Source organism: Pseudomonas sp. 20-5 (genome assembly GCF_056782835.1).
Window position 1 is genome coordinate 5,172,399 of sequence record NZ_CM165584.1, and the last position, 20,460, is coordinate 5,192,858.

16 protein-coding genes are annotated in these 20,460 nt (G+C 66.7%); 5 read left to right on the forward strand and 11 right to left on the reverse strand.

The annotated features are described in order from the left end of the window. The first annotated feature begins 85 nt into the window (after positions 1-85). Together AC1RB9_RS23875 and ccpA are read left to right on the forward strand one after the other, a co-directional pair. Positions 86-463, forward strand: a complete 378-nt coding sequence (locus tag AC1RB9_RS23875) for a hypothetical protein (RefSeq protein WP_003107850.1) — start codon at positions 86-88, stop codon at positions 461-463. 123 nt (positions 464-586) lie between these two features. Beyond that, positions 587-1,627, forward strand: a complete 1,041-nt coding sequence (gene ccpA, locus AC1RB9_RS23880; RefSeq protein WP_003094815.1) for a cytochrome-c peroxidase CcpA — start codon at positions 587-589, stop codon at positions 1,625-1,627. Between the two features lie 58 nt (positions 1,628-1,685). Here the strand turns inward: ccpA and gdhA are convergent, their stop codons facing one another. The 8 genes from gdhA to ettA all read right to left on the reverse strand — a co-directional run bounded on the left by gdhA (position 1,686) and on the right by ettA (position 12,843). After that, on the reverse strand, positions 1,686-3,023 hold the full coding sequence (gene gdhA, locus AC1RB9_RS23885) for an NADP-specific glutamate dehydrogenase (RefSeq protein WP_003116276.1): 1,338 nt from the start codon (positions 3,021-3,023) through the stop codon (positions 1,686-1,688). Between the two features lie 295 nt (positions 3,024-3,318). Beyond that, complete coding sequence (locus AC1RB9_RS23890) at positions 3,319-4,710, reverse strand: outer membrane protein transport protein (RefSeq protein ID WP_003123403.1); 1,392 nt, start codon at positions 4,708-4,710, stop codon at positions 3,319-3,321. Positions 4,711-4,969: 259 nt separating this feature from the next. Next, positions 4,970-5,458, reverse strand: coding sequence for an alkane oxidation protein activator PraA (gene praA / locus AC1RB9_RS23895; RefSeq protein WP_003119407.1), 489 nt, complete (start codon positions 5,456-5,458; stop codon positions 4,970-4,972). Between the two features lie 596 nt (positions 5,459-6,054). Beyond that, entirely contained in the window at positions 6,055-7,332 is a 1,278-nt protein-coding gene (locus tag AC1RB9_RS23900; RefSeq protein WP_003116277.1) for an efflux RND transporter periplasmic adaptor subunit, read from the reverse strand. Further along, positions 7,322-8,803 (reverse strand): TolC family protein, encoded by a 1,482-nt coding sequence (locus tag AC1RB9_RS23905; protein WP_003456774.1) that lies wholly within the window; start codon positions 8,801-8,803, stop codon positions 7,322-7,324. The genes AC1RB9_RS23900 and AC1RB9_RS23905 overlap by 11 nt, the downstream gene beginning before the upstream one ends. After that, entirely contained in the window at positions 8,796-9,989 is a 1,194-nt protein-coding gene (locus AC1RB9_RS23910; protein ID WP_003103140.1) for an ABC transporter permease, read from the reverse strand. Before AC1RB9_RS23910 ends, AC1RB9_RS23905 begins: the two co-directional genes overlap by 8 nt. Next, positions 9,986-10,672, reverse strand: coding sequence for an ABC transporter ATP-binding protein (locus tag AC1RB9_RS23915; protein WP_003456777.1), 687 nt, complete (start codon positions 10,670-10,672; stop codon positions 9,986-9,988). The genes AC1RB9_RS23910 and AC1RB9_RS23915 overlap by 4 nt, the downstream gene beginning before the upstream one ends. 506 nt (positions 10,673-11,178) lie before the next feature. Beyond that, positions 11,179-12,843 carry an energy-dependent translational throttle protein EttA gene (gene ettA, locus AC1RB9_RS23920; protein ID WP_003094829.1) on the reverse strand — a complete coding sequence of 555 codons (1,665 nt, stop codon included), beginning with the start codon at positions 12,841-12,843 and terminating at the stop codon, positions 11,179-11,181. A gap of 110 nt (positions 12,844-12,953) precedes the next feature. Between ettA and AC1RB9_RS23925 the strand changes: the two genes are divergently transcribed. Then, a complete protein-coding gene (locus AC1RB9_RS23925; protein WP_023980537.1) occupies positions 12,954-13,139 on the forward strand; it encodes a hypothetical protein in 186 nt (61 codons plus the stop codon). A gap of 196 nt (positions 13,140-13,335) precedes the next feature. Beyond that, on the forward strand, positions 13,336-13,854 hold the full coding sequence (gene escR, locus AC1RB9_RS23930) for a TetR/AcrR family transcriptional regulator EscR (RefSeq protein WP_003456781.1): 519 nt from the start codon (positions 13,336-13,338) through the stop codon (positions 13,852-13,854). Positions 13,855-13,904: 50 nt separating this feature from the next. Here escR and oprJ read toward each other — a convergent pair whose 3' ends face one another. The 3 genes from oprJ to mexC are packed head-to-tail and all read right to left on the reverse strand — an operon-like array spanning position 13,905 to position 19,672. Beyond that, positions 13,905-15,344, reverse strand: a complete 1,440-nt coding sequence (gene oprJ, locus AC1RB9_RS23935) for a multidrug efflux transporter outer membrane subunit OprJ (protein ID WP_003456783.1) — start codon at positions 15,342-15,344, stop codon at positions 13,905-13,907. Between the two features lie 5 nt (positions 15,345-15,349). Then, a complete protein-coding gene (gene mexD / locus AC1RB9_RS23940) occupies positions 15,350-18,481 on the reverse strand; it encodes a multidrug efflux RND transporter permease subunit MexD (protein WP_003103150.1) in 3,132 nt (1,043 codons plus the stop codon). A 27-nt stretch (positions 18,482-18,508) separates the two neighbouring features. Further along, positions 18,509-19,672, reverse strand: coding sequence for a multidrug efflux RND transporter periplasmic adaptor subunit MexC (mexC, locus tag AC1RB9_RS23945; RefSeq protein WP_004352726.1), 1,164 nt, complete (start codon positions 19,670-19,672; stop codon positions 18,509-18,511). Between the two features lie 160 nt (positions 19,673-19,832). Here mexC and nfxB point away from each other — a divergent pair, with 160 nt between their 5' ends. Continuing rightward, entirely contained in the window at positions 19,833-20,396 is a 564-nt protein-coding gene (gene nfxB, locus AC1RB9_RS23950) for an efflux pump transcriptional repressor NfxB (protein WP_003094842.1), read from the forward strand. Positions 20,397-20,460 lie beyond the last annotated feature (64 nt).

Below are 20,460 nucleotides of genomic sequence, written 5' to 3' on the forward strand. Positions count from 1 at the left end.
GCCGACCTAGACTCGCGCCGGACCTGCCAGCGGGCCCGGCGCGAATCTCCGGGAGCCCCATCCCGGCGGTCGAGGAGTCCCGGCCATGTCTTCTTCGCGTCTCGGCGTGCTTGTCCTCGCCCTGATCCTGCTCACCGCCACCCTGCTCGGCGGCTGCGAAAGCACCCACCAGTACCTGCTCGCCAAGGGCTACCCGCCCGCCTATGCCGACGGTTTCGACGATGGCTGCGGTAGCGGCCGCCAGGCGGCCGGCTCGATCAGCGGCGAATTCCGCAAGGACGTCCCCCGCTACCTGCGCGAGGCGATCTACGCCAGCGGCTGGGGCGACGGCTTCGAGCAATGCCGGTCGATGGCGCGGAGCGAAGAGCGGCGGCGTTTCGAGGAGCGCCAGTGGGACGACCGCGACGACGATTGGCAGCGCGACCGCGACCGCGCGTTGGCCCGGGCCTTGCGCGAGCGCTGAAGCACGCTGCGACAACCATCCGCAGCACCGATCCCGGTGCGCTTGATCCACGTCAAGCCGGGCAGCGCGCCGCTGGCCTCTCCTCACAGGACCGGTTGTAACGCCTGATAAGGAGAAAAAAAGATGCAGTCCTCGCAACTGCTCCCGCTTGGCAGCCTGTTGCTGTCGTTCGCCACGCCCCTCGCCCAGGCCGATGCCCTGCACGACCAGGCCAGCGCGCTGTTCAAACCCATCCCCGAGCAGGTCACCGAGCTACGCGGCCAGCCCATCAGCGAGCAACAGCGCGAACTCGGCAAGAAACTGTTCTTCGACCCGCGCCTGTCACGCAGCCATGTGCTCAGCTGCAACACCTGCCACAACGTCGGCACCGGCGGCGCCGACAACGTACCGACGTCGGTCGGTCACGGCTGGCAGAAGGGGCCACGCAATTCACCGACGGTCTTCAACGCCGTGTTCAATGCCGCGCAGTTCTGGGATGGCCGTGCCAAGGACCTGGGGGAGCAGGCCAAGGGGCCGATCCAGAACAGCGTCGAGATGCACAGTACCCCGCAGTTGGTCGAACAGACCCTGGGCAGCATCCCGGAATACGTGGACGCCTTCCGCAAGGCCTTCCCCAAGGCCGGCAAGCCGGTCAGCTTCGACAACATGGCGCTGGCCATCGAGGCCTACGAGGCGACCCTGGTGACTCCGGACTCGCCCTTCGACCTGTATCTCAAGGGCGACGACAAGGCCCTCGACGCACAGCAGAAGAAAGGCCTCAAGGCATTCATGGACAGTGGCTGCAGCGCCTGCCACAACGGCATCAACCTGGGCGGCCAGGCCTACTTCCCGTTCGGCCTGGTGAAGAAGCCCGACGCCAGCGTGCTGCCCAGCGGCGACAAGGGCCGCTTCGCCGTGACCAAGACCCAGAGCGACGAGTACGTATTCCGCGCCGCGCCCCTGCGCAACGTCGCCCTCACCGCGCCGTACTTCCACAGCGGCCAGGTCTGGGAACTCAAGGACGCGGTGGCGATCATGGGCAACGCCCAGCTCGGCAAGCAGTTGGCGCCGGACGACGTGGAGAACATCGTCGCCTTCCTGCACAGCCTGAGCGGCAAGCAGCCGCGCGTCGAATATCCGCTGCTGCCGGCCAGCACGGAGACCACGCCGCGTCCCGCGGAATAACCGCCACAAGGAAAAACGGGGCTCCCCTGGAGCCCCGTTTTTCCTCTATGGGACGACCTCAGACCACGCCCTGCGCCAGCATCGCATCGGCGACCTTGACGAAGCCGGCGATGTTCGCCCCCTTCACGTAGTTGACCCGCCCCTGCTCCTCGCCGTACAGCAGGCAGGCATGGTGGATCGACTGCATGATGCCGTGCAGCTTGGTATCCACCTCGCCCTCGCTCCAACGCAGGCGCATGGCGTTCTGCGACATCTCCAGGCCGCTCACCGCCACCCCGCCGGCGTTCGACGCCTTGCCCGGCGCGTAGAGGATGCCGGCCTCGAGGAACAGGTCGACGGCTTCCAGGGTCGAGGGCATGTTGGCGCCTTCGGCGACACAGACGCAGCCGTTGGCCAGCAGGCGCCGCGCATCCTCGGCATCCAGTTCGTTCTGGGTCGCGCAGGGCAGCGCGATATCGCAGGCCAGGCCCCAGGGCCGGCTCCCTTCGAGAAACTGCAGGGAAAACTGCTCCGCCATCTCGCGGATGCGCCCGCGGCGCACGTTCTTCAGCTCCATCAGGTATTCCCACTGCTCGTCGGAGAGCCCCGCCTCGGCATACAGGGTGCCTTCGGAATCGGACAGCGAGATCACCTTGCCGCCCATTTCCATGACCTTGCGCGCCGCGTACTGGGCGACGTTGCCCGAGCCGGAGATCGCCACCCGCTGGCCGTCGAAGCCGCGGCCACGATCCTTGAGCATTTCCTGGGCGAAGTAGACGCAGCCGAAGCCGGTCGCCTCCGGGCGGATCAGGCTGCCGCCATAGCTCAGGCCCTTGCCGGTCAGCACCGAGGTGAACTGGTTGGACAGGCGCTTGTACTGGCCGAACAGGTAGCCGATCTCACGCGCGCCGACGCCGATGTCGCCGGCCGGCACGTCCAGGTCGGCGCCGACGTGGCGGTACAGCTCGCTCATGAACGACTGGCAGAAACGCATCACCTCGGCGTCGCTCTTGCCCTTCGGATCGAAGTCGGAGCCGCCCTTGCCGCCGCCCATGGGCAGAGTGGTCAGGGAGTTCTTGAAGACCTGCTCGAAGGCGAGGAACTTCAGCACCCCGAGGTTGACCGAGGGATGGAAGCGCAGGCCGCCCTTGTAGGGGCCGATGGCGCTGCTCATCTGCACCCGGTAGCCACGGTTGACCCGTACCCGGCCCTGGTCGTCGACCCAGGGTACGCGGAACAGGATCGCCCGCTCGGGTTCGACGATGCGTTCGATGATGCCGGCTTCCAGGTAGTGCGGGTTGGCCTCGAGGAACGGCCAGAGGGAACGCAGCACCTCTTCCACCGCCTGGTGGAATTCGGGCTGATCGGGATCGCGCCGCTTCAGGCGCTCGAGGAAAGCGTCGACGGATTGCGTCATTTTTCTCACCGGTTTCTAGTTTTGTGAACAATTTTTTGCGCGTGACTCTAACAAGCCAGGCGGCACCTAGAAAGTGCGAAATGACGCATTGATGAATCTTTATGGTGCAAAACTGAAACTTTCCGGGTCCGCCAGAACGGCTCGGGCCAGAGCACGCGCCCGGAACCAGGCTGCCTCCCGGGCTGGCCACGCACTGTTGAAGGGCGACGAAAGCACCGTTCGCGTGCATCCCGGCGCCAGATGCGAAAGGGCCTCCCCCGCCAGGGGGAGGCCCTTCCTCTACCTACGGCCGGGTCTAGAAGTCGTAGGTCGCGGACAGGCTGAACACCTGTCCCTTGCTGGTTGCCCTGCCATCCAGCCGCCCGCCGCCCAGGCGATCCTGGTTGACCGTCTTCAACGGCACCTCCTTGACGAATTGCCGCGAGTAGGCCGCGTCGATCGACAACTCCGGCATCGACTGGAAGCGATAGCCGGCGCCCAGGGAGGCGAAGTAGCGATCGCCGTCGGGAATCCGCGGGTCGCGGGTGGCATTGTGGGTCGGCGTCTGGTCGTAGGCGACCCCGGCGCGCATGGTCCACTGGTCGGTCACCTTGTAGTCGCCGCCCACCGCCAGGGTCCAGGTGTTCCGGTAGGTGTAGGGGATGGAGACGATCGTGTTGCCGTGGGACTTGAGGGTCAGGTCCTGGAACGACGACCACTCGGTCCAGGTGGCGCTGGCGCCCAGGCTCAGACGGTCGTTGAACTGGTGTACCCAATCCAGCGAGGCGTAGGCGGGGATATCCAGGCGCGCCGAGGCGGAAGCGCCCATGCGCAGGTCCAGGCCCGGATAGGCCAGGCCCGGGGTGCCGCCCTCGATGGCGCCCTCGGTCAGTCCACCGTCGTGGTCGTAGAGGTTGTAGTGCCCCTTCAGCTTGTTGCGGATCTTCGCGTGGTAGGCGAAGCCCAGGGTGTCGCGGTCGGTCGGCTTCCACACCGCGCCGGCGAAGAAGCCGGGCGAGGTGTTGTCCACCTTGACCCGCATCAGCGCGGACGAGTTCGAGGCCGGGAACGGAATCCCGCCCATGCCCGGGGAGTTGGCGGCCGAGGCATAGAGATCGAGGTTCTGGCTGACGAAGCCGGAGGTGCGCTGGATGATCACCCCGGCGCCCAGGGAGAAGTTGTCGTTGACCTTGAACGACAGGGAGCCGGTCAGGCCGATCGTCTCGATCTTGGTGTCCACCGCGAAATCGCGGCCTTTCCAGTTCGGGTCCCAGGTGCTGCGCATTCCCATCGGAACGACCTGGCTCAGACCGAAGGCGAAGCGGTCGTTGATCGGTACGACCAGGAAGCCGGTCGGCAGCCACGCGCCGAATCCAGCCTGGCCACCATCGTTGGTACCCAGCTCGGGGGTGCCCGGCCCGTCCTGGTAGCCGCCGGTCATGGGATTACCCTGGTAGTCGTAGGCATCGCCGTTGTACTTGATGTCGATATCGGCGTAGTTGACCGTCAACTGGGCGATCCGCTTGTCGATGAACGCCATGGCCGCCGGGTTGTTGAACGCGGCGCTCGGATCGTTGGGAAACAGCGAACCGCCTGCCATCGCACGGCCCCAGCCCGCCGTGTTGGTGGTCGGCACCATGAAGCCGCCGGCTTGCGCCTGGGACGTGCCGAACAGTCCGCCGACGATCAGGGCGCAGAGCAATGGCAATGGTTTTCTGGCAAACAGGCAGGAAATATCGTTTTTGTTGTTCAAGGTTTCACCCCTGGTGGACTGCTAGTGCACGGGGCACGATGGTCGGCCTGCTTGAGCGTCCTGGCGGACACCCTCCCCCAGACCGTTTTCCATGTGCGAACGAGATTCTGCGCCGCTTCCGGCGGAAACTCCCTCGGACCTGCCGGCCCGCGAAGGACGCCTGGCAGCGGGAGCGCGAAACCGCTGGCGCCGAGGGCGCCAGCGGCAGCCCGGATTACGGGTTGACTACGAAGGCCGGGGTCGGCTTCACGCTCAGGCTGTTGATCTTGCAGTTGCCTGCCAGCGACTGATTGCTGGCGCTGAGGGTATTGGTGGCGTTGCTCCAGGAACCGTTGACGGTGCTCGGGCCACAGGTAGAGGAGAGAATCTTGAAGCCGACGCCATCGACCTTGCCGGCGGTGGTGCTGGAAACGGTCAGCTTCCACGGCAGGCCGGTCATCTGCGGCACGCTGCACAGGGTGTTGCTGCCGCTGACGGTGACGCTGTCGATCGAGGCATAGGAGCCATCGGCGGCGGTCTTGCCCTTGAAGGTGATGTTGCAGGTCACTGGCAGATTGAGCGACGCCGGCGAGCTCACGCTGATGGTGCCAGGTGCGGTGAAGGCCGAGTTGACCGGGGTGATGGTGGCCGCGCTGGCCATGGACGAAACGCTCAGGCAGAGAGCAAGAGCAGCAAAGGACGGCAGGGACTTGATGGATTTCATTGTTTTGTATCCTTCCAGTGAGTTGGCAACGCTCGCGGTTGCCGAGCCTTGATCATGCGGCAGGATCGTCACCGACCCGCCCCCACGACCACCTTGTGCCTTCCCGTCCGATCCACCTGCCAGGCGAACCACACCACCCGCCTTGGCCGTGCGTACCGGGATCGGGAGAGGCTTTACCTCATGAGTCCTATCCGGTGCCGACGCTGACGGTCCCCACGACGAGCCGGGACAGACCGGATATCGGAAAGATCCGATAGGGTTTGCCAACCCGCCGCGCCTCGAGATGCCCTCCTGGCCGACCTCCGCGAACGCAGGCCTGACAGGGCTGGCAATCACCACGAAGGGGCAGTGGACCAGTCAACGACGGGGGCCAGAGTACGGTCAGCACGGCTCTGGAAAAGCCTAGCGAAAGAAGGGGGTTGACCCTCCGAAGGAAGGTCGGTGAATGCCGTGGAGGGCGGACGAAGCGTTGTCGCGAAGGAATCCTGATACCTCTGTCAACATCCGCGTCGGGAAGAAACGCACCATGACGGGGCGTACCTACCAGAATTGTCAGCTCGCGAAGCCACCCAGCCAACCCAAAGTTAGGTTGCCAACTATCGGTCGGACGATGACGGCACGCGAACGAGACCCGGCTGCAACTCGAACACCTCCACGCCCTCCGGCGTGGAGCGTCCGATCTTGACCTGTTGCGCCATCACGCTGGCGCCGGGAGCCTGGCGAAAGTCCACGAACAGCCGGTCACCCTCGTGGCGTATCGCCTCCGGCGGCACGACGATGGCCTGTTCGTTGCGATAGGTGGTGACCGTCAGCTTGGCGCTCATTCCCAGACGAATCTTCTGCAACTGGCGGGGATCAAGCGGCGCTACCGACACCGTCACCTCGAACTGCGGGCTGCCTCCCTGGGCCATGCCGGGCAGAGCCTGACCACCGAGGGCGGCGATGACGCCCGCCAGCGTGGTGCCCTCGAAGCCGTCGCCACTGATTTCCACCGCCTGCCCTTCGCGCAACTGGTTGATATCCAGTTCGGAAACCTTCGCAGATACCTTCAGCCGCTCGACGCTGGCCAGGCCGAACAACGCCTGGCCCTGCCCCAGCTTGCTACCGGCCTGCACCGGTTCGCGGCTGCCCTGCTCGCCAGCCAGGCCGGGCGCCGCGACGACGATACCGGCAAAGGGCGCGCGCACCGTACGGCCATCCAGCTGGGCCTGCAGCGTCTCGTATTTCACGCTGGCGTTGGCCAGGTCCATTTCGGCGATCTGGCGATTCTCGCCCTGCCCCTTGGCGCGGGTCGACTCCACTTCCCGCCGGGCCGCCTCCAGGTCCATGCGCTGCTGGCTGGCCTGTTGTTCGAGATCGTCGAGTTCGTTGCGCGGGACGATCCCGCGCTGGAACAGCTCGCGGGTCTCGCGCAACTTGCGCTCGGTGCTGCTCTGCGCCAGCTGCGCGCTGCGCAGGGCACGACGGACCCGCGCCATGTCCTCGCCACGCTCCCAGTCGCGCAGGTCCTGCAGGGTGCGACGGGCCTTGAGCAACGCCGACTGTGCCTCGCGCACCTGCACGGCGATCTCGCGGGTGTCCATGCGCAGCAGCTCCTGTCCTTCCGCGACCCGCTGTCCCGGCTCCACCAGCAGCGCCTCGACATTGCCGGCGAAGGGCGCCGCCAGGGTCACCACGCGCCCCGGTTCCAGGCGTCCGACCAGGCCGATCTGATGCACCAGCGGGGCCGCCCGTACGGCGACCCAGCGCTCCCCTTCCGTGCGTTTCGCGGTGCCGCCGGCGAGGACCAGCCAGGCCAGCGCCGCGACAACCGCCAGGCCGGCGGCGAGCGACAATGCCGGCCGGCGCAGGAAGGAAAACCGGTCAGTGGTCATTGAGCGAAATCTCCCAGCTATCCAGGGTCATGCCGACGATCAGGTCGAGCTGCGTCTGCGCATTGAGAAACGAGATCAGGGCATTCAATTGGGTGTTCTCGACGTTGCGCAGGTCGGTCTCGAAGCTCAGCACCTGGAAGTTGCTCGAACGCCCGACGCGCAGCTTTTCCCGTTCGATCTCCAGCTTGCGCCGCGACAACGCGGTGGCGCGCTGGGCGATCTGGTACTGGCGCCAGCGCGTGCCGAGGTCGCGCACCGCATCGATGACGTTCTGCTCCAGGGTCTGCCGGGCATCCTCGATCAGGATCTTCTGGTTCTCTACGTCGACCTGGGCGCGCACCTCGGCCTGCCGGCGGCTGAGGTCGCCGATGGGAATTTCCACCTGTACCCCGGCGTAGCTGTCCCAACTGCGTGAATTGTCGCCACCGCCCTCGCTGTAGCGGTCGCGGATCTGGCTGGCGCCGCCCACCAGCGAGACATCCCACAGGCGCTGGTTCTTCGCCAGCACCAGGTTGAGGTCGGCCTGGCGACTGCCGATCAGGCGTTGCAGGTATTCCGGTTGCTGCTGCAGGGCGGTCCTGATCGCCTGCTGGCGGTCGACCTCGATCGGCGTGGCGGCCAGCGCATCGCTGGCGCGGATTTGCGTCGACAGGTCCAGCGCCAGCAGTTGCAGCAGGGCCAGGCGTGCGCTGTCGACCTGGTTGGTGGACTCCTCGACGTTGAGCTCCTGGCTGGCGACGTCGGCCTCGGTCTGCACGATCTCGAATTCGGCCATTCGCCCGGCGCGGATCATCGCCCGGTTGACCTCGAGCAGCTCCTGGGTCCGCGCCAGGGCTTCGCGAGCGATGCGCGCCTGCTCCTGGGCGCGCAGCAGCTCCCGGTAGGCGCCGATGACCTGGCTGATGGTCTGCGACACGCTGGCCTTGAGTTGCAGGCGATTGGCGTCTTCGGAGAGACGTGCCAGGCGCAGCGGCGCGGTGGTGACGTCCCAGCCCGCATCGCGCAGCAACGGCTGGACGACGGTCAGGTCGAGGCCATCGCTGCGGTAGCGCCCGGCCTCGTCGGCGGTGCGGAACTGCTTGACCCAGGCCAGGCTGAAGCGAGTGCCATATTCGCCAAGCAGGGTCGCGGTGGGCGAGACATTGCTGGTCCTCGTGCGGTCTTCGGTGGCGCGGTTGGCGCGATAGTCGCCGCGCACCACCAGCTTCGGGTTGAAGGCGTCGGCGGCGACGCGCAGGTCGAACTTCTGCGCGATCCGTTGCAGGTAGGCGCTACGGATTCCACGGTTGTTGCGCAGGCCAAGATAGACCGCGTCGCTCAGGCTGAGGTCGATCACCTGCTCGCTGAGCAGCACCGACCTGCCCTGCTCGCGGGCCATGCTCGGTACGTCCGGACTCAGCGCCGGGTTGACGCTGGCCGCCACCGGAAGAGCGGCGACCAGCCACAGCACGCCCAGGCCCCACCTATTCATCGCGCAGCGCCTCGACCGGTTGCAGGCGAGCCGCCGAGACCGCCGGATAGAGCCCGAAGAACAGCCCCACCAGCAGGGTACTGCCCATCCCCAGCGGCAGGGCCGCGTAGGCCAGGGAGAAGGTCCAGCCGGAGAACCTGGCGTAGAGATACGCAGCCGCCACGCCGAGCACCGCGCCCGACAGCGCGCCCGCGGCGGTCAGGGTCACCGCCTCGATCAGGAACAGGTTGCGGATGTCCCGCTGGCGCGCGCCCAGCGCCATGCGCACGCCGATTTCCCGGCGGCGTTCGGCGACACTCATCAGCATCACGTTCATCACTCCGACGCCGCCGCCGAGCAGGGAGATGATCCCCAGTCCGGCCAGCAGGTAGGTGAAGGTCCGGGTCTGCCGCTTGAGTCCATCGAGCACCTGCTGCGAGACCTGGACCTGCGCCTCGTGGCCGGGCAACCGCGCCGTCAGGGCCGCGCCCAGGGCCGCGCCGACGCTATAGACGTCCGCTCCCGGCGAGACCCGCGCCACCACATGGCTGACCTCGGCGGCCGGCTGCAGGCGCGGCATGCCCGGCGCCGGCACGAACAGCGAGTCGTTGGCGGCGAACGGCAAGAGAGCGGCGCTGGCCTGCGGCTGGAGAATGCCGATCACGCGAAACAGATAGTCGTTGACCGTCAGTTGCTCGCCGAGGCGCAGCGGATCGCCGGGCGCCCCCAGGGCCTCGGCGATTGTCGCGCCCACCACCACGTAGGTGTCGTGATCGTCGAAGCGCGAGAGGAAACGTCCTTCGCGCAGCCGCAGCCTGGCGGCAGCCGCGAGCCCGGCGCTGGCGCCGACGATACTGGCGTTGCTGGTGCGTCCGTGAAAGGTCACCGGCGCCGAGTACAGGCCCAGCGCCGCCAGGTGCTCCAGACCGGCCACGTCGCGGAGCAGCGGTTCGGTGTCGAGCGACGCCGGCATCGGCATCGGCGCCTGCGGGGCGAACGGGAACTGCACCACCAGGGTGTCGGTGCCCATGTCCTTGAAGATGCTCATCGCTTCGTCGGTCGCGTTGCTGCCGATGTTCAGCATCGCGATCACCGATGAACAGCCCATGACGATACCCAGCAACGCCAGCAGCGAGCGGCGCCCCAGCCCGCGAAGACTGGCGAGGGCCTCGTGAAGCAATTGCCGGGGCGACGGGCTGGCGCTCACCGGCAGGCCTCCGCCAGGTCCTCGTGCACCTCGCCATGCCGCACTGTCAGTTGGCGCCCGAGACGGGCGGCCAGGCTGGGATCATGGGTGACCACCACCAGGGTCACCTGGCGCTCGCGGTTGAGGGTGAGGAGCAGCTCCAGCACTTCTTTCGCGGTGCTCGCGTCGAGGTTGCCGGTTGGTTCGTCGGCGAGGATCAGCGCCGGCTCGCCGACCAGCGCGCGAGCGATGGCGACGCGCTGCCGCTGGCCGCCGGAAAGGTCCGCCGGACGATGGCCGGCGCGCTCGGCCAGGCCGACCCGGGCGAGCATCGCCTCGGCCCGCGCCAGTGCCTCGCGGCGCGGCATCCCTCGATAGCTCAGGGGCAGCGCGACGTTGTCCAGCGCGTTCAGCCGCGGCAACAGGTTGAAGCTCTGGAAGACGAAGCCGATCAGGCGGTTGCGGATCGCCGCCAGTCGGTCCCCGTCGACGCTGAAGATGTCGTGCTCGGCGAAGCGGTAGGCACCGCTGTCCGGGCGGTCGAGCAGGCCGAGGATATTCAGCAGGGTGCTCTTGCCCGAGCCCGACGCGCCGACGATCGCGCAGCTTTCTCCGGGAAAGATGTCCAGGCAGACGTCTTTCAGTATCTGCAGCGGCTGCCCCCCCAGGAGGTAGCCCTTGCCGATCCCCCGCAGGGAGATCAATGATTCGTGCTTGTTTGTTGTTGGCATTCGCACCCGACCGCTCGCATCCCTTCAAGGCCCGCCCGGTCGTACCGCCGCAAGGCCGGCGATACAGGCCGAACGGCCATACTGCTGATGATGGAGACAGCGCACAAGCCGCCACCACCGGCAACGCTACCCCGAGGCGCCAGCGCCGAGCGAAGGTAGCGGCTGGTCCGCCCGGCCAATGCCGGTACTCGATTCCGCCGGGCTTCGCCATATGGCGCGGCCTCTCCGGGCAGGCGGTATTGAGCGCACGGATCGGCTGCGCAGACCACTAGCAGAGCTGACACCATCGCAGCCGTCGATGCACCCCCATCTTTAGTTAGGTGAAGGCTCAGGCATGCTGCGTGGGAGCCTCCCCCGGGTACCGCCGATGGAGGTGTCCCTGCGCAGTTCCCATGTTCCCCAGCGCATGGCTCGTTGAATTCCAGGCATGAAAAAACCGCCGGCCGGCAACGCCGGCGGGCGGTTTCTCGAGGGTGCGCTTACGCCAGTTTCTTGTAGCGCACGCGGTGCGGCTGGGCCGCGGCGTCGCCCAGGCGCTTCTTGCGGTCCGCCTCGAACTCGGTGTAGTTGCCTTCGAAGAAGGTCACCTTGCCATCGTCCTCGTAGGAGAGGATGTGGGTGGCGATCCGGTCGAGGAACCAGCGGTCGTGGGAGATCACGATGGCGGAGCCGGGGAAGTCCAGCAGCGCCTCTTCCAGCGCACGCAGGGTTTCCACGTCGAGGTCGTTGGACGGTTCGTCGAGCAGCAGCACGTTGCCGCCCTGCTTCAGGGTCAGGGCCAGGTGCAGACGGCCACGCTCACCGCCGGAGAGGTCCTTGACGAACTTCTGCTGGTCGGCGCCCTTGAAGTTGAAGCGACCGACATAGCTGCGCGACGGGACTTCGTAGTTGCCGATCTTGATCTGCTCGAAACCGTCGGAAACCTGCTCCCACACGGTCTTGTTGCCTTCCAGGCTGTCACGGCTCTGGTCGACGCTGGCGATCTGCACGGTCTCGCCGATCTCGATGGTGCCGGAGTCCGGCTGCTCCTTGCCGGTAAGCATGCGGAACAGGGTCGACTTGCCCGCGCCGTTGCCGCCGATCACACCGACGATGGCGCCCTTGGGAATGCTCAGGGACAGGTTGTCGATCAGCACGCGGTCGCCGTAGCCCTTGGTCACATTGTGCAGTTCGATGACCTTGTCGCCCAGGCGCGGACCGGCCGGGATGTAGATCTCGTTGGTCTCGCTGCGCTTCTGGAATTCCTGCGACTGCAGTTCCTCGAAGCGCTGCAGGCGCGCCTTGGACTTGGCCTGGCGGCCCTTGGCGCCCTGGCGTACCCACTCCAGCTCGGCCTTCATGGCCTTGGCGTGGGAGGCTTCCTGCTTGGCTTCCTGGGCCAGGCGGGCGGCCTTGGATTCCAGCCAGCCGGAGTAGTTGCCTTCGAACGGGATGCCATGGCCACGGTCGAGTTCGAGGATCCAGCCGGCGACGTTGTCGAGGAAGTAGCGGTCGTGGGTGATCGCCACCACGGTGCCGGGGAAGTCGTGCAGGAAATGCTCCAGCCAGGCCACCGAGTCGGCGTCCAGGTGGTTGGTCGGTTCGTCCAGCAGCAGCATGTCGGGAGCCGACAGCAGCAGACGGCACAGCGCTACGCGGCGCTTTTCGCCGCCGGACAGGTGCTCGACCTTGGCATCCCACGGCGGCAGGCGCAGGGCGTCGGCGGCGACTTCCAGCTGGCGTTCCAGGTTGTGTCCGTCGGATGCCTGCAGGATCGCCTCCAGCTTGGCCTGCTCGGCGGCCAGGGCGTCGAAGTCGGCATCCGGCTCGGCATAGGCGGCATAGACCTCGTCCAGCCGCGCCTGGGCCTGCTTGATCTGGCCGACGGCCTCTTCGACGATGTCGCGCACGGTGGCCTGCGGGTCCAGCTTGGGCTCCTGCGGCAGGTAGCCGACGTTGATCCCCGGCATCGGCCGGGCCTCGCCTTCGATCTCGGTGTCGACGCCGGCCATGATCCGCAGCAGGGTGGACTTGCCCGCGCCGTTCAGGCCGAGCACGCCGATCTTGGCGCCGGGGAAGAACGACAGGGAGATGTCCTTGAGGATTTCACGCTTGGGCGGAACGATCTTGCCGACCCGATGCATGGTGTAGACGTACTGAGCCAAAACGAGCACCTCATGAAGAAAAGGAAAAAAACTCGGCCAAGTATATGACAGACCGAGAGAAAGCTGGCCAGCCACCCCGGTTTTCGTGGGGCGAGGCGCTTTGCCGGCGAATGTTCGCCGTCCGATTCCAGGCCGCTACGGTGACGCTGAGCAGCGTACTGGCCGCCCTTACCGTCTCCGCTACCCTCGTCCTGTCGAAGGCGTTCTGCCTGAGCGAGGCGGCGACCATCGCCCCGTGCGGGATCTGGGTGGGCCTGGCATTGCTCGCGGCCATGGTGCTGCCGCTCAAGACCTGACGCGAAGCAAGGCGTGGGTAGATCCATCCTGCTACAATTGATCCAAATCAGTCTCAAAAGAACAAAAAAAACCTCAAAAATGACACTCGCTCCCAGACCCGCCCAGCTACCCGACTCGCCGCACAGGGACAGTCTCGACCCAACGCCAACCCCGTCGTCTCAGGACCAGCGCCTGCTCAAGGCCCTGGCCACCGCGATGGCCAATCATCCGCGCGCCACCATGGGAGAACTGGCGGAACTGGCAGGCGTGAGCAGGGCAACCCTGAACCGTCATTGCGGTACCCGCGAAGGTCTCAAGCGGCGCCTGGAAAGCCATGCCAGGAGTACCCTCGAACGCCTCAGCCACAGCGCCGCCCTGCAGCGCCTGGAGCCGCGGGAAGCGCTACGCGAGCTGATCCGGGAACACCTCGTCCAGCGCGACCTGCTGGCACTGCTGATGTTCGAGCAGAACCCGGGACGCCAGGCCGGGCATGGGGACACCAGTTGGCAGTCCTATATCGAAGCCCTGGACGCCTTCTTCCTGCGCGGCCAGCAGAAGCGTGTGTTCCGTATCGATATCAGCGCGGCGACCTTCAGCGAACTCTTCATCGTCCTGATCTACGGCATGGTCGATGCCGAGCGCCGCGGTCGCGCGGCCAGCGCCGGGTTGTCCGCCACGCTGGAGGAACTGTTCCTGCGTGGCGCGTCGAACCCCGCACAACCTGCCAGCCCTTGAGCGGGCGGCAGTCGCCACCCGCTAGCACCGTTTCCCACACGTTTACCCGCTCAACTCCTGCCGCCTCGATGTACCACCAGGCTCCGCCCCTCGTCCCAGCCTCCGCCGAGTGCCCGGAACAGGTCGACCAGGGCGATCTGCCGCTGGGTGCTGCCGTCGATGAAGGCGATCTCGTTGAGGAAGCTGCTGCGCTGCGCATCGAGGTAGCGCAGGTGGTTGTCGACGCCACTCTCGTAGCGTGCCTTGGCCAGCTTCAGGGCTTCGTTGCTGCTGTTCGCCAGGGCGCGCAGGGCCTTCTCTTCGCGACGCAGGGTATCGCTGGCCGCCAGGGCGTCGGCGACCTCGCGGAAGGCGGTCTGGATGGCCCCCTCGTAGGCGGCCACCGCCGAATCCTTGCGCGCCTCGGCCAAGCTCAGGTTGGCACGGTTGCGCCCGCCATCGAAGATCGGCAGCGTCAGCGTCGGCAGGAAGCTCCAGGAGCGCGAGCCGCCATCGAACAGGCCGGACATTTCCGCGCTGGAGGTGCCGAAGCTGCCGGTCAGGCTGATGCGCGGGAAGAACGCCGCGCGCGCCGCGCCGATATCCGCGTTGCGCGCCCGCAAACGATGTTCGGCGGCAAGGATGTCGGGGCGTCGCTCGATCAGCTCGGACGGCGTGCCAGGAGCGATGTCCTGCAGCAGCTTCGGCCGCCGCCCCGGACTCCGCGGAATCGCCTGCGCGGCATCGTCGCTACCCAGCAGCAGCACCAGCGCGTTGAATGCCTGCTGTTTCTGCCGCAGGTTGCGCTCCTGCTCGGCGCGCGCCTGCTCCACCAGGCCAAGGGCTTCCTGGTAGTCCAGCGCGGTGGCGGCACCGGCCGCGCGGCGCTGGTCGATCAGGGCGAAGGAATACTCGCGGCTGACCAGGGTCTGACGGGTCAGCGCCAGGCGCCGCAGGGCGCCGTCGTAGCTCAGGTAGGCCTGGCTGACCTCGGCGACCAGGGCGATCCGTGCCGCGCGCGCCGCCTCCTCGCTGGCCAGGTACTGTTGCAGGGCTGCGTCGGTCAGGCTCTTGACCCGACCGAAGAGGTCCAGTTCGTACTCCGGCAGGGCCAGCCCGACCTGGTAGCTGCTGGCCACTTCCGAGCGATTGCCGGCGGACAGGTCGGCCGGCTGCCGCTGGCGGTTGCCGGTGGCAGCGGCATTCAGGCCCGGAACCCGGTCGGCGCGCTGGATTCGGTACTGCGCGCGGGCCGCCTCGATATCCAGGAGGGTCTGGCGCAGCGAGCGGTTGTTATCCAGGGCCACGCCCACCAGGCGGCGTAGTTCGGCATCGACGATGAAACTCTTCCAATCCAGCGTGTCGATGGCCGCGCCCTGGCGCTGGGCGGCAGCGCCGCTCCAGCTGTCGGCCACCGGCGCGGCGGGACGTTCGTAGGTCGGCGCCATGGAGCAGGCACCGAGGGTCAGGGCGATCAGCAGCGCCGATACGCCGAAAGCAGGTTTGCGCATCTCGTTCACTCCCCGGCCGAAGCGGCCTGTTCGATGGGTGCCGGCTTGCTGCGCAGCAGCGACAGCAGCCAGACGAAACAGATAGGTACGAACAGCACGCCGAGGAAGGTGGCGCTGAGCATCCCGCCGATCACTCCGGTGCCGATGGCACGCTGGCTCGCCGCGCCGGCACCGCTGGCCAGGGCCAGGGGTATCACGCCGAGGATGAACGCCATGGAAGTCATGATGATCGGCCGGAAGCGCAGGCGCGCGGCCTCGATGGCGGCGTCGCGCAGGCTATGCCCCTGCTCCCAGAGTTCCTTGGCGAACTCGACGATGAGAATCGCGTTCTTCGCCGAAAGACCGATGATGGTGATCAGGCCGACCTTGAAATACACGTCGTTGGACATACCGCTGACCATCACCGCGAGCACCGCGCCGATGGCGCCGATCGGCACGATCAGCATCACCGACAGCGGGATCGACCAGCTCTCGTAGAGCGCCACCAGCAACAGGAACACCACCAGGATGGCGAGGGCGAACAGGCTGGTGGCCTGCCCGGCGGAGACCTTCTCCTGATAGGACAGGCCGGTCCACTCGTAGCCGATGCCGGCCGGCAGCTGCGCGGCCAGGCGCTCCATTTCCGCCATGGCTTCGCCGGTACTGAAGCCGGGCGCGGCGTCACCGACGATGCGGATCGACGGGTAGCCGTTATAGCGCACCAATTGCACCGGTCCCTCTTCCCATTTCACGCTGACGAAGGCGCTGAGCGGTACCAGGTTGCCAGCAGCGTTAGGCACGTATAGCTCGAGCACGCTTTCCGGGGTCATCCGGTTGCCCTGTTCGGCCTGGATCACCACCCGCTGTTGGCGCCCCGCATTGGTGAAGTCGTTGATCACCTCCGAGCCGAAGGCAGCGGACAGCGTGCCGCTGATGGTCTCGAAGCTCACCCCCAGGGCACGGGCCTTCTCCCGGTCGATCAACAGGCGCAGTTGCGGCGCTTCGGCCAGTCCTTCCATCATCGCGTAAAGGAATTTCGGGTTGGTCTGGATCTCGCCAAGAAGAGTATCGCGAGCCTGCAGCAGCGCTTCGCGGCCGACCCCGCTACGGTCCATCAGGCGCAATGCGAAGCCGCCGGAGTTACCCAGACCGTTGATCGGTGGCGGCGACACGGCCATGACCGTGCCATCGTCGGGCAGCGCGAAATGCTCGTTCAGCGCGGCGATCTCGGCGGCGGCCGACTGCTCGGCGCCTCGCTCGGACCAGTCCTTGAAGGTCGGGAAGGCCAGCGCGGCATTGTCGCCCTGGCCGGAGAAGCTGAAGCCCGAGATCAGGAACACCGAAGCCACCGCCTCGCGGGACTTGAGGAAGCGCTCGAGCTCCTCGCCGGTGGCATCGGTGCGCACGCGCGAAGCGCCAGGCGGCAGTTGCACGTCGACCACCATGTAGCCGAGGTCTTCCGCCGGCACGAAGGCTTCCGGCAGGCGCAGGTAGAAGTAGCCGAGCATGGCCACCAGGCCGGCGTACACCAGCATGAAGCGTCCGGCGCGCGCCACCAGCTTCGAGTTGAGCAGCGAATAGCGCTCGGTGACGCGGGCGAAGCCACGGTTGAAGGCGCCGAAGAAGCCGCGCTTCTCGTGGTGCCCTTCGGGAATGGGCTTGAGCAGCGTGGCGCACAGCGCCGGGGTGAAGGTCAGGGCGAGGAAGCCGGAGAACAGGATCGAGACCGCCAGCGACACCGAGAACTGCTGGTAGATCACCCCCACCGAACCGGCCATGAAAGCCAGCGGCAGGAACACCGCCGAGAGCACCAGGGTGATGCCGACGATGGCGCCGGATACCTGCTTCATCGCCTTGACCGTGGCCTCGGCCGGGGAAATCCCCTCCTCCGCCATGATCCGCTCGACGTTCTCCACCACCACGATGGCGTCGTCCACCAGGATGCCGATCGCCAGGACCATGCCGAACATGGTCATCATGTTCACCGAGAACCCCAGCAGGTACATCACCATCAGCGTACCCAGCAGGCACACCGGCACCACGATGGACGGGATCAGGGTGTAGCGGACGTTCTGCAGGAACAGGAACATCACCAGGAACACCAGGACCATCGCTTCGATCAGGGTGTGGATCACCTTCTCGATGGCCACGTCGACGAAGCGCGAGGTGTCGTAGGGCACGCTGTACTGCATGTCCTCGGGGAAGAACGCCGACAGTTCGGCGAGACGCTGTTTCACCAGGGTAGCGGTCTGGATCGCGTTGGCCCCGGGCGACAGCTGGATCGCCCCGCCCACGGTGGGCGTGCCGTTCAGTCGCGAGGAAATGTTGTAGCTCTCCTTGCCGAGTTCCAGGCGCGCGACATCGGCGAGCCGGACCAGCGAGCCGTCCTGGTTGGCGCGCAGCACTACCTGGCCGAACTCCTGCGGATCGTCCAGAGTGCCCTTCACCGCCAGGGTCGCCGTCAGCTCCTGCGCGGAACTGCCCGGTGCGCTGCCGAAGGCGCCGGCCGGCACCTGCACGTTCTGCCCGCGGATGGCATTGCTCACGTCGTCGATGGAGAGGCCGAAGCCCACCAGCTTCTGCGGATCGATCCAGACCCGCATGGCCGCCTCGGAAGAGAAGAATTGCAGCTTGCCGACGCCCGGCAGGCGCCGCAGCTCGTTGTTGATATTGCGCGCGGCGTAGTCGCCGAGGGCGGTGGTGTCGCTGCGCTGAGCGCCTTCCTTGTAGCTGAGCGCATAGATCAGCAGGAAACCGGCGCTGGTCTGCTCGACCTGCAGGCCCTGGGTCAGCACCGCCTGCGGCATGCGCGCCTCGGCTTTCTTCAGGCGGTTCTGCACGTCCACCTGGGCCAGGTCCGGATCGGTGCCCGGCTCGAAGGTGACGACGATCTCGGCGGTGCCGTTGGAGTTGTTGGTCGACTCGAAGTAGAGCAGGCCCTTGGCGCCGTTCAGCGACTCCTCGAGCACACTGGTGACGGAGTCCACCAGCACCTTCGCCGAGGCGCCGGGATAGGTGGCGGTGATGGTGATCTGTGGCGGCGCGACATTGGGGTACTGCGCTACCGGCAATTTGGAAATGACCAGCAGGCCGGCCAGGGAGATGAACAGGGCCACCACCCAGGCGAAGTTCGGCCGCTTGATGAAGAATTCGGACATCGGAAAATCCTCGGGGCGAACCCGCCCTTACTGTTGCGGCGCAGGTGACTGGGCTTGCGCCTGGGCACCATCCGGCTTCGGCACGATCTTCACCCCCGGCTGCACCGCAGCCAGGCCGCCGACTATGACCCGGTCACCCGGCTCCAGGCCCTCGGTGATCTGCCAGCGCGAACCCTGCATGACGCCGGTACCGACGCTGCGCGCCTCGGCGCGCTCGTCGGCGCCCACCACCATCACCTGGGCGCTGCCGTCGCTGGAGCGGTGCACGGCCCGTTGCGGCACCAGGATCGCCTGGTTGTCGATGCCCTGGGGCGTACGTACGCGCACGTACATGCCCGGCAGCAGGACCCCGTCGGGGTTGGCGAACTTGCCGCGCAGGGCGATCTGGCCGGTGCCGCGATCCACCGCCACGTCGGCGAACTGCAACGCGCCCTGGCGCTCGTAGGGCGTCCCTTCGACGCGCAGGGTCAGCGCCTGGCTGTCGCCGGCGGCCAAGGTGCCTTTCTTCAGGGCGTCGCGCAGGCGCAGGGCCTCGGCCGCGGTCTGGGTGAAATCCGCATAGATCGGATCGAGCTGCTGGATACGCGCCATCAGCGTCGCCTCGCCCTGCCCGACCAGCGCGCCCTCGGTCACCAGCGCGCGGCCGATGCGCCCGGAGATCGGCGCAGTGACCGAGGCGTAGCCGAGGTTCAGGCGCGCGGTCTCCAGGTCGGCCTGGGCCGAGCGGGTCGCCGCCTCGGCGCTGCGCAGGTCGGCGGTGGCGGTATCGAAGTCCTGCTGGCTGACCGCCTGGATCTTCACCAGCGGCTCGTAGCGACGCACCCGCGCCTGCGCCTCGAACAGCACCGCGCGGTTCCGCGCCAGCTCACCTTCGGCGCGCGACACCGCAGCCTTCAGCGGTGCCGGATCGATCTGGAACAGCAGGTCGCCAGCCTTGACGTCGGCGCCCTCCTCGAAGCGCTTCCGCACGACGATGCCGGCCACCCGCGCGCGCACCTCGGCGACCCGCACCGGTTCGATCCGCCCAGGCAGTTCCGAACTCAGCGCCAGGGGCTCGGCCTGCACCGTCAGGACCTCCACCGGCAACACCATTTCGGCGGCCTCCTGTCGCTCTTCCGCCGGCCCACAACCCGCCAACGCGATGGCCATAGCCAACGCCCCGATCCTTCCTATTGCACGCAAATCAGCCATGACACACCCGACCGTTGATTGAAAACGGATCGAATGGTACTTTTTCGAGCTAATTGAGTCAATATTGTCTCAAATGATCTTTTGACAGCTAATTCCTTTGGACGCGAGGCCAGTTTTCTGCACAATGCGCACAATCAGAAAAACCAACCGGGACCCATCGATGACCCTGATTTCCCATGACGAGCGACTCATCAAGGCGCTGGCAGTCGCTATCGTCGACCGCCCGCGAGCGACGCTGAAGGAACTGGCCGAGGCGGCCGGCGTAAGCAAGGCCACCCTGCACCGCTTCTGCGGCACGCGGGACAACCTGGTGCAGATGCTCGAGGACCACGGAGAGACCGTACTGAACCAGATCATCCAGGCCTGCGACCTGGAGCATGCCGAGCCTCTGGAGGCGTTGCAGCGCCTGATCAAGGAACACCTCACCCACCGCGAGCTGCTGGTATTCCTGGTATTCCAGTACCGCCCGGACTTCCTCGACCCGCACGGCGAAGGCGCACGCTGGCAGTCCTACCTGGAAGCGCTGGACGCCTTCTTCCTGCGCGGACAGCAGAAAGGCGTGTTTCGCATCGACATCACGGCGGCCGTGTTCACCGAACTGTTCATCACCCTGGTCTACGGCATGGTCGATGCGGAACGTCGCGGACGGGCGGCCAGCTCCAATTCCGCGCATACCCTGGAGCAGATGTTCCTCCATGGCGCCTCCAATCCGGCTCGCTCCTGACCCTCGCGCCCGCGGCGGCGCCCCTCTCGTCGCCGCATGGCACGGACCGATCCGCGTGCCGTCG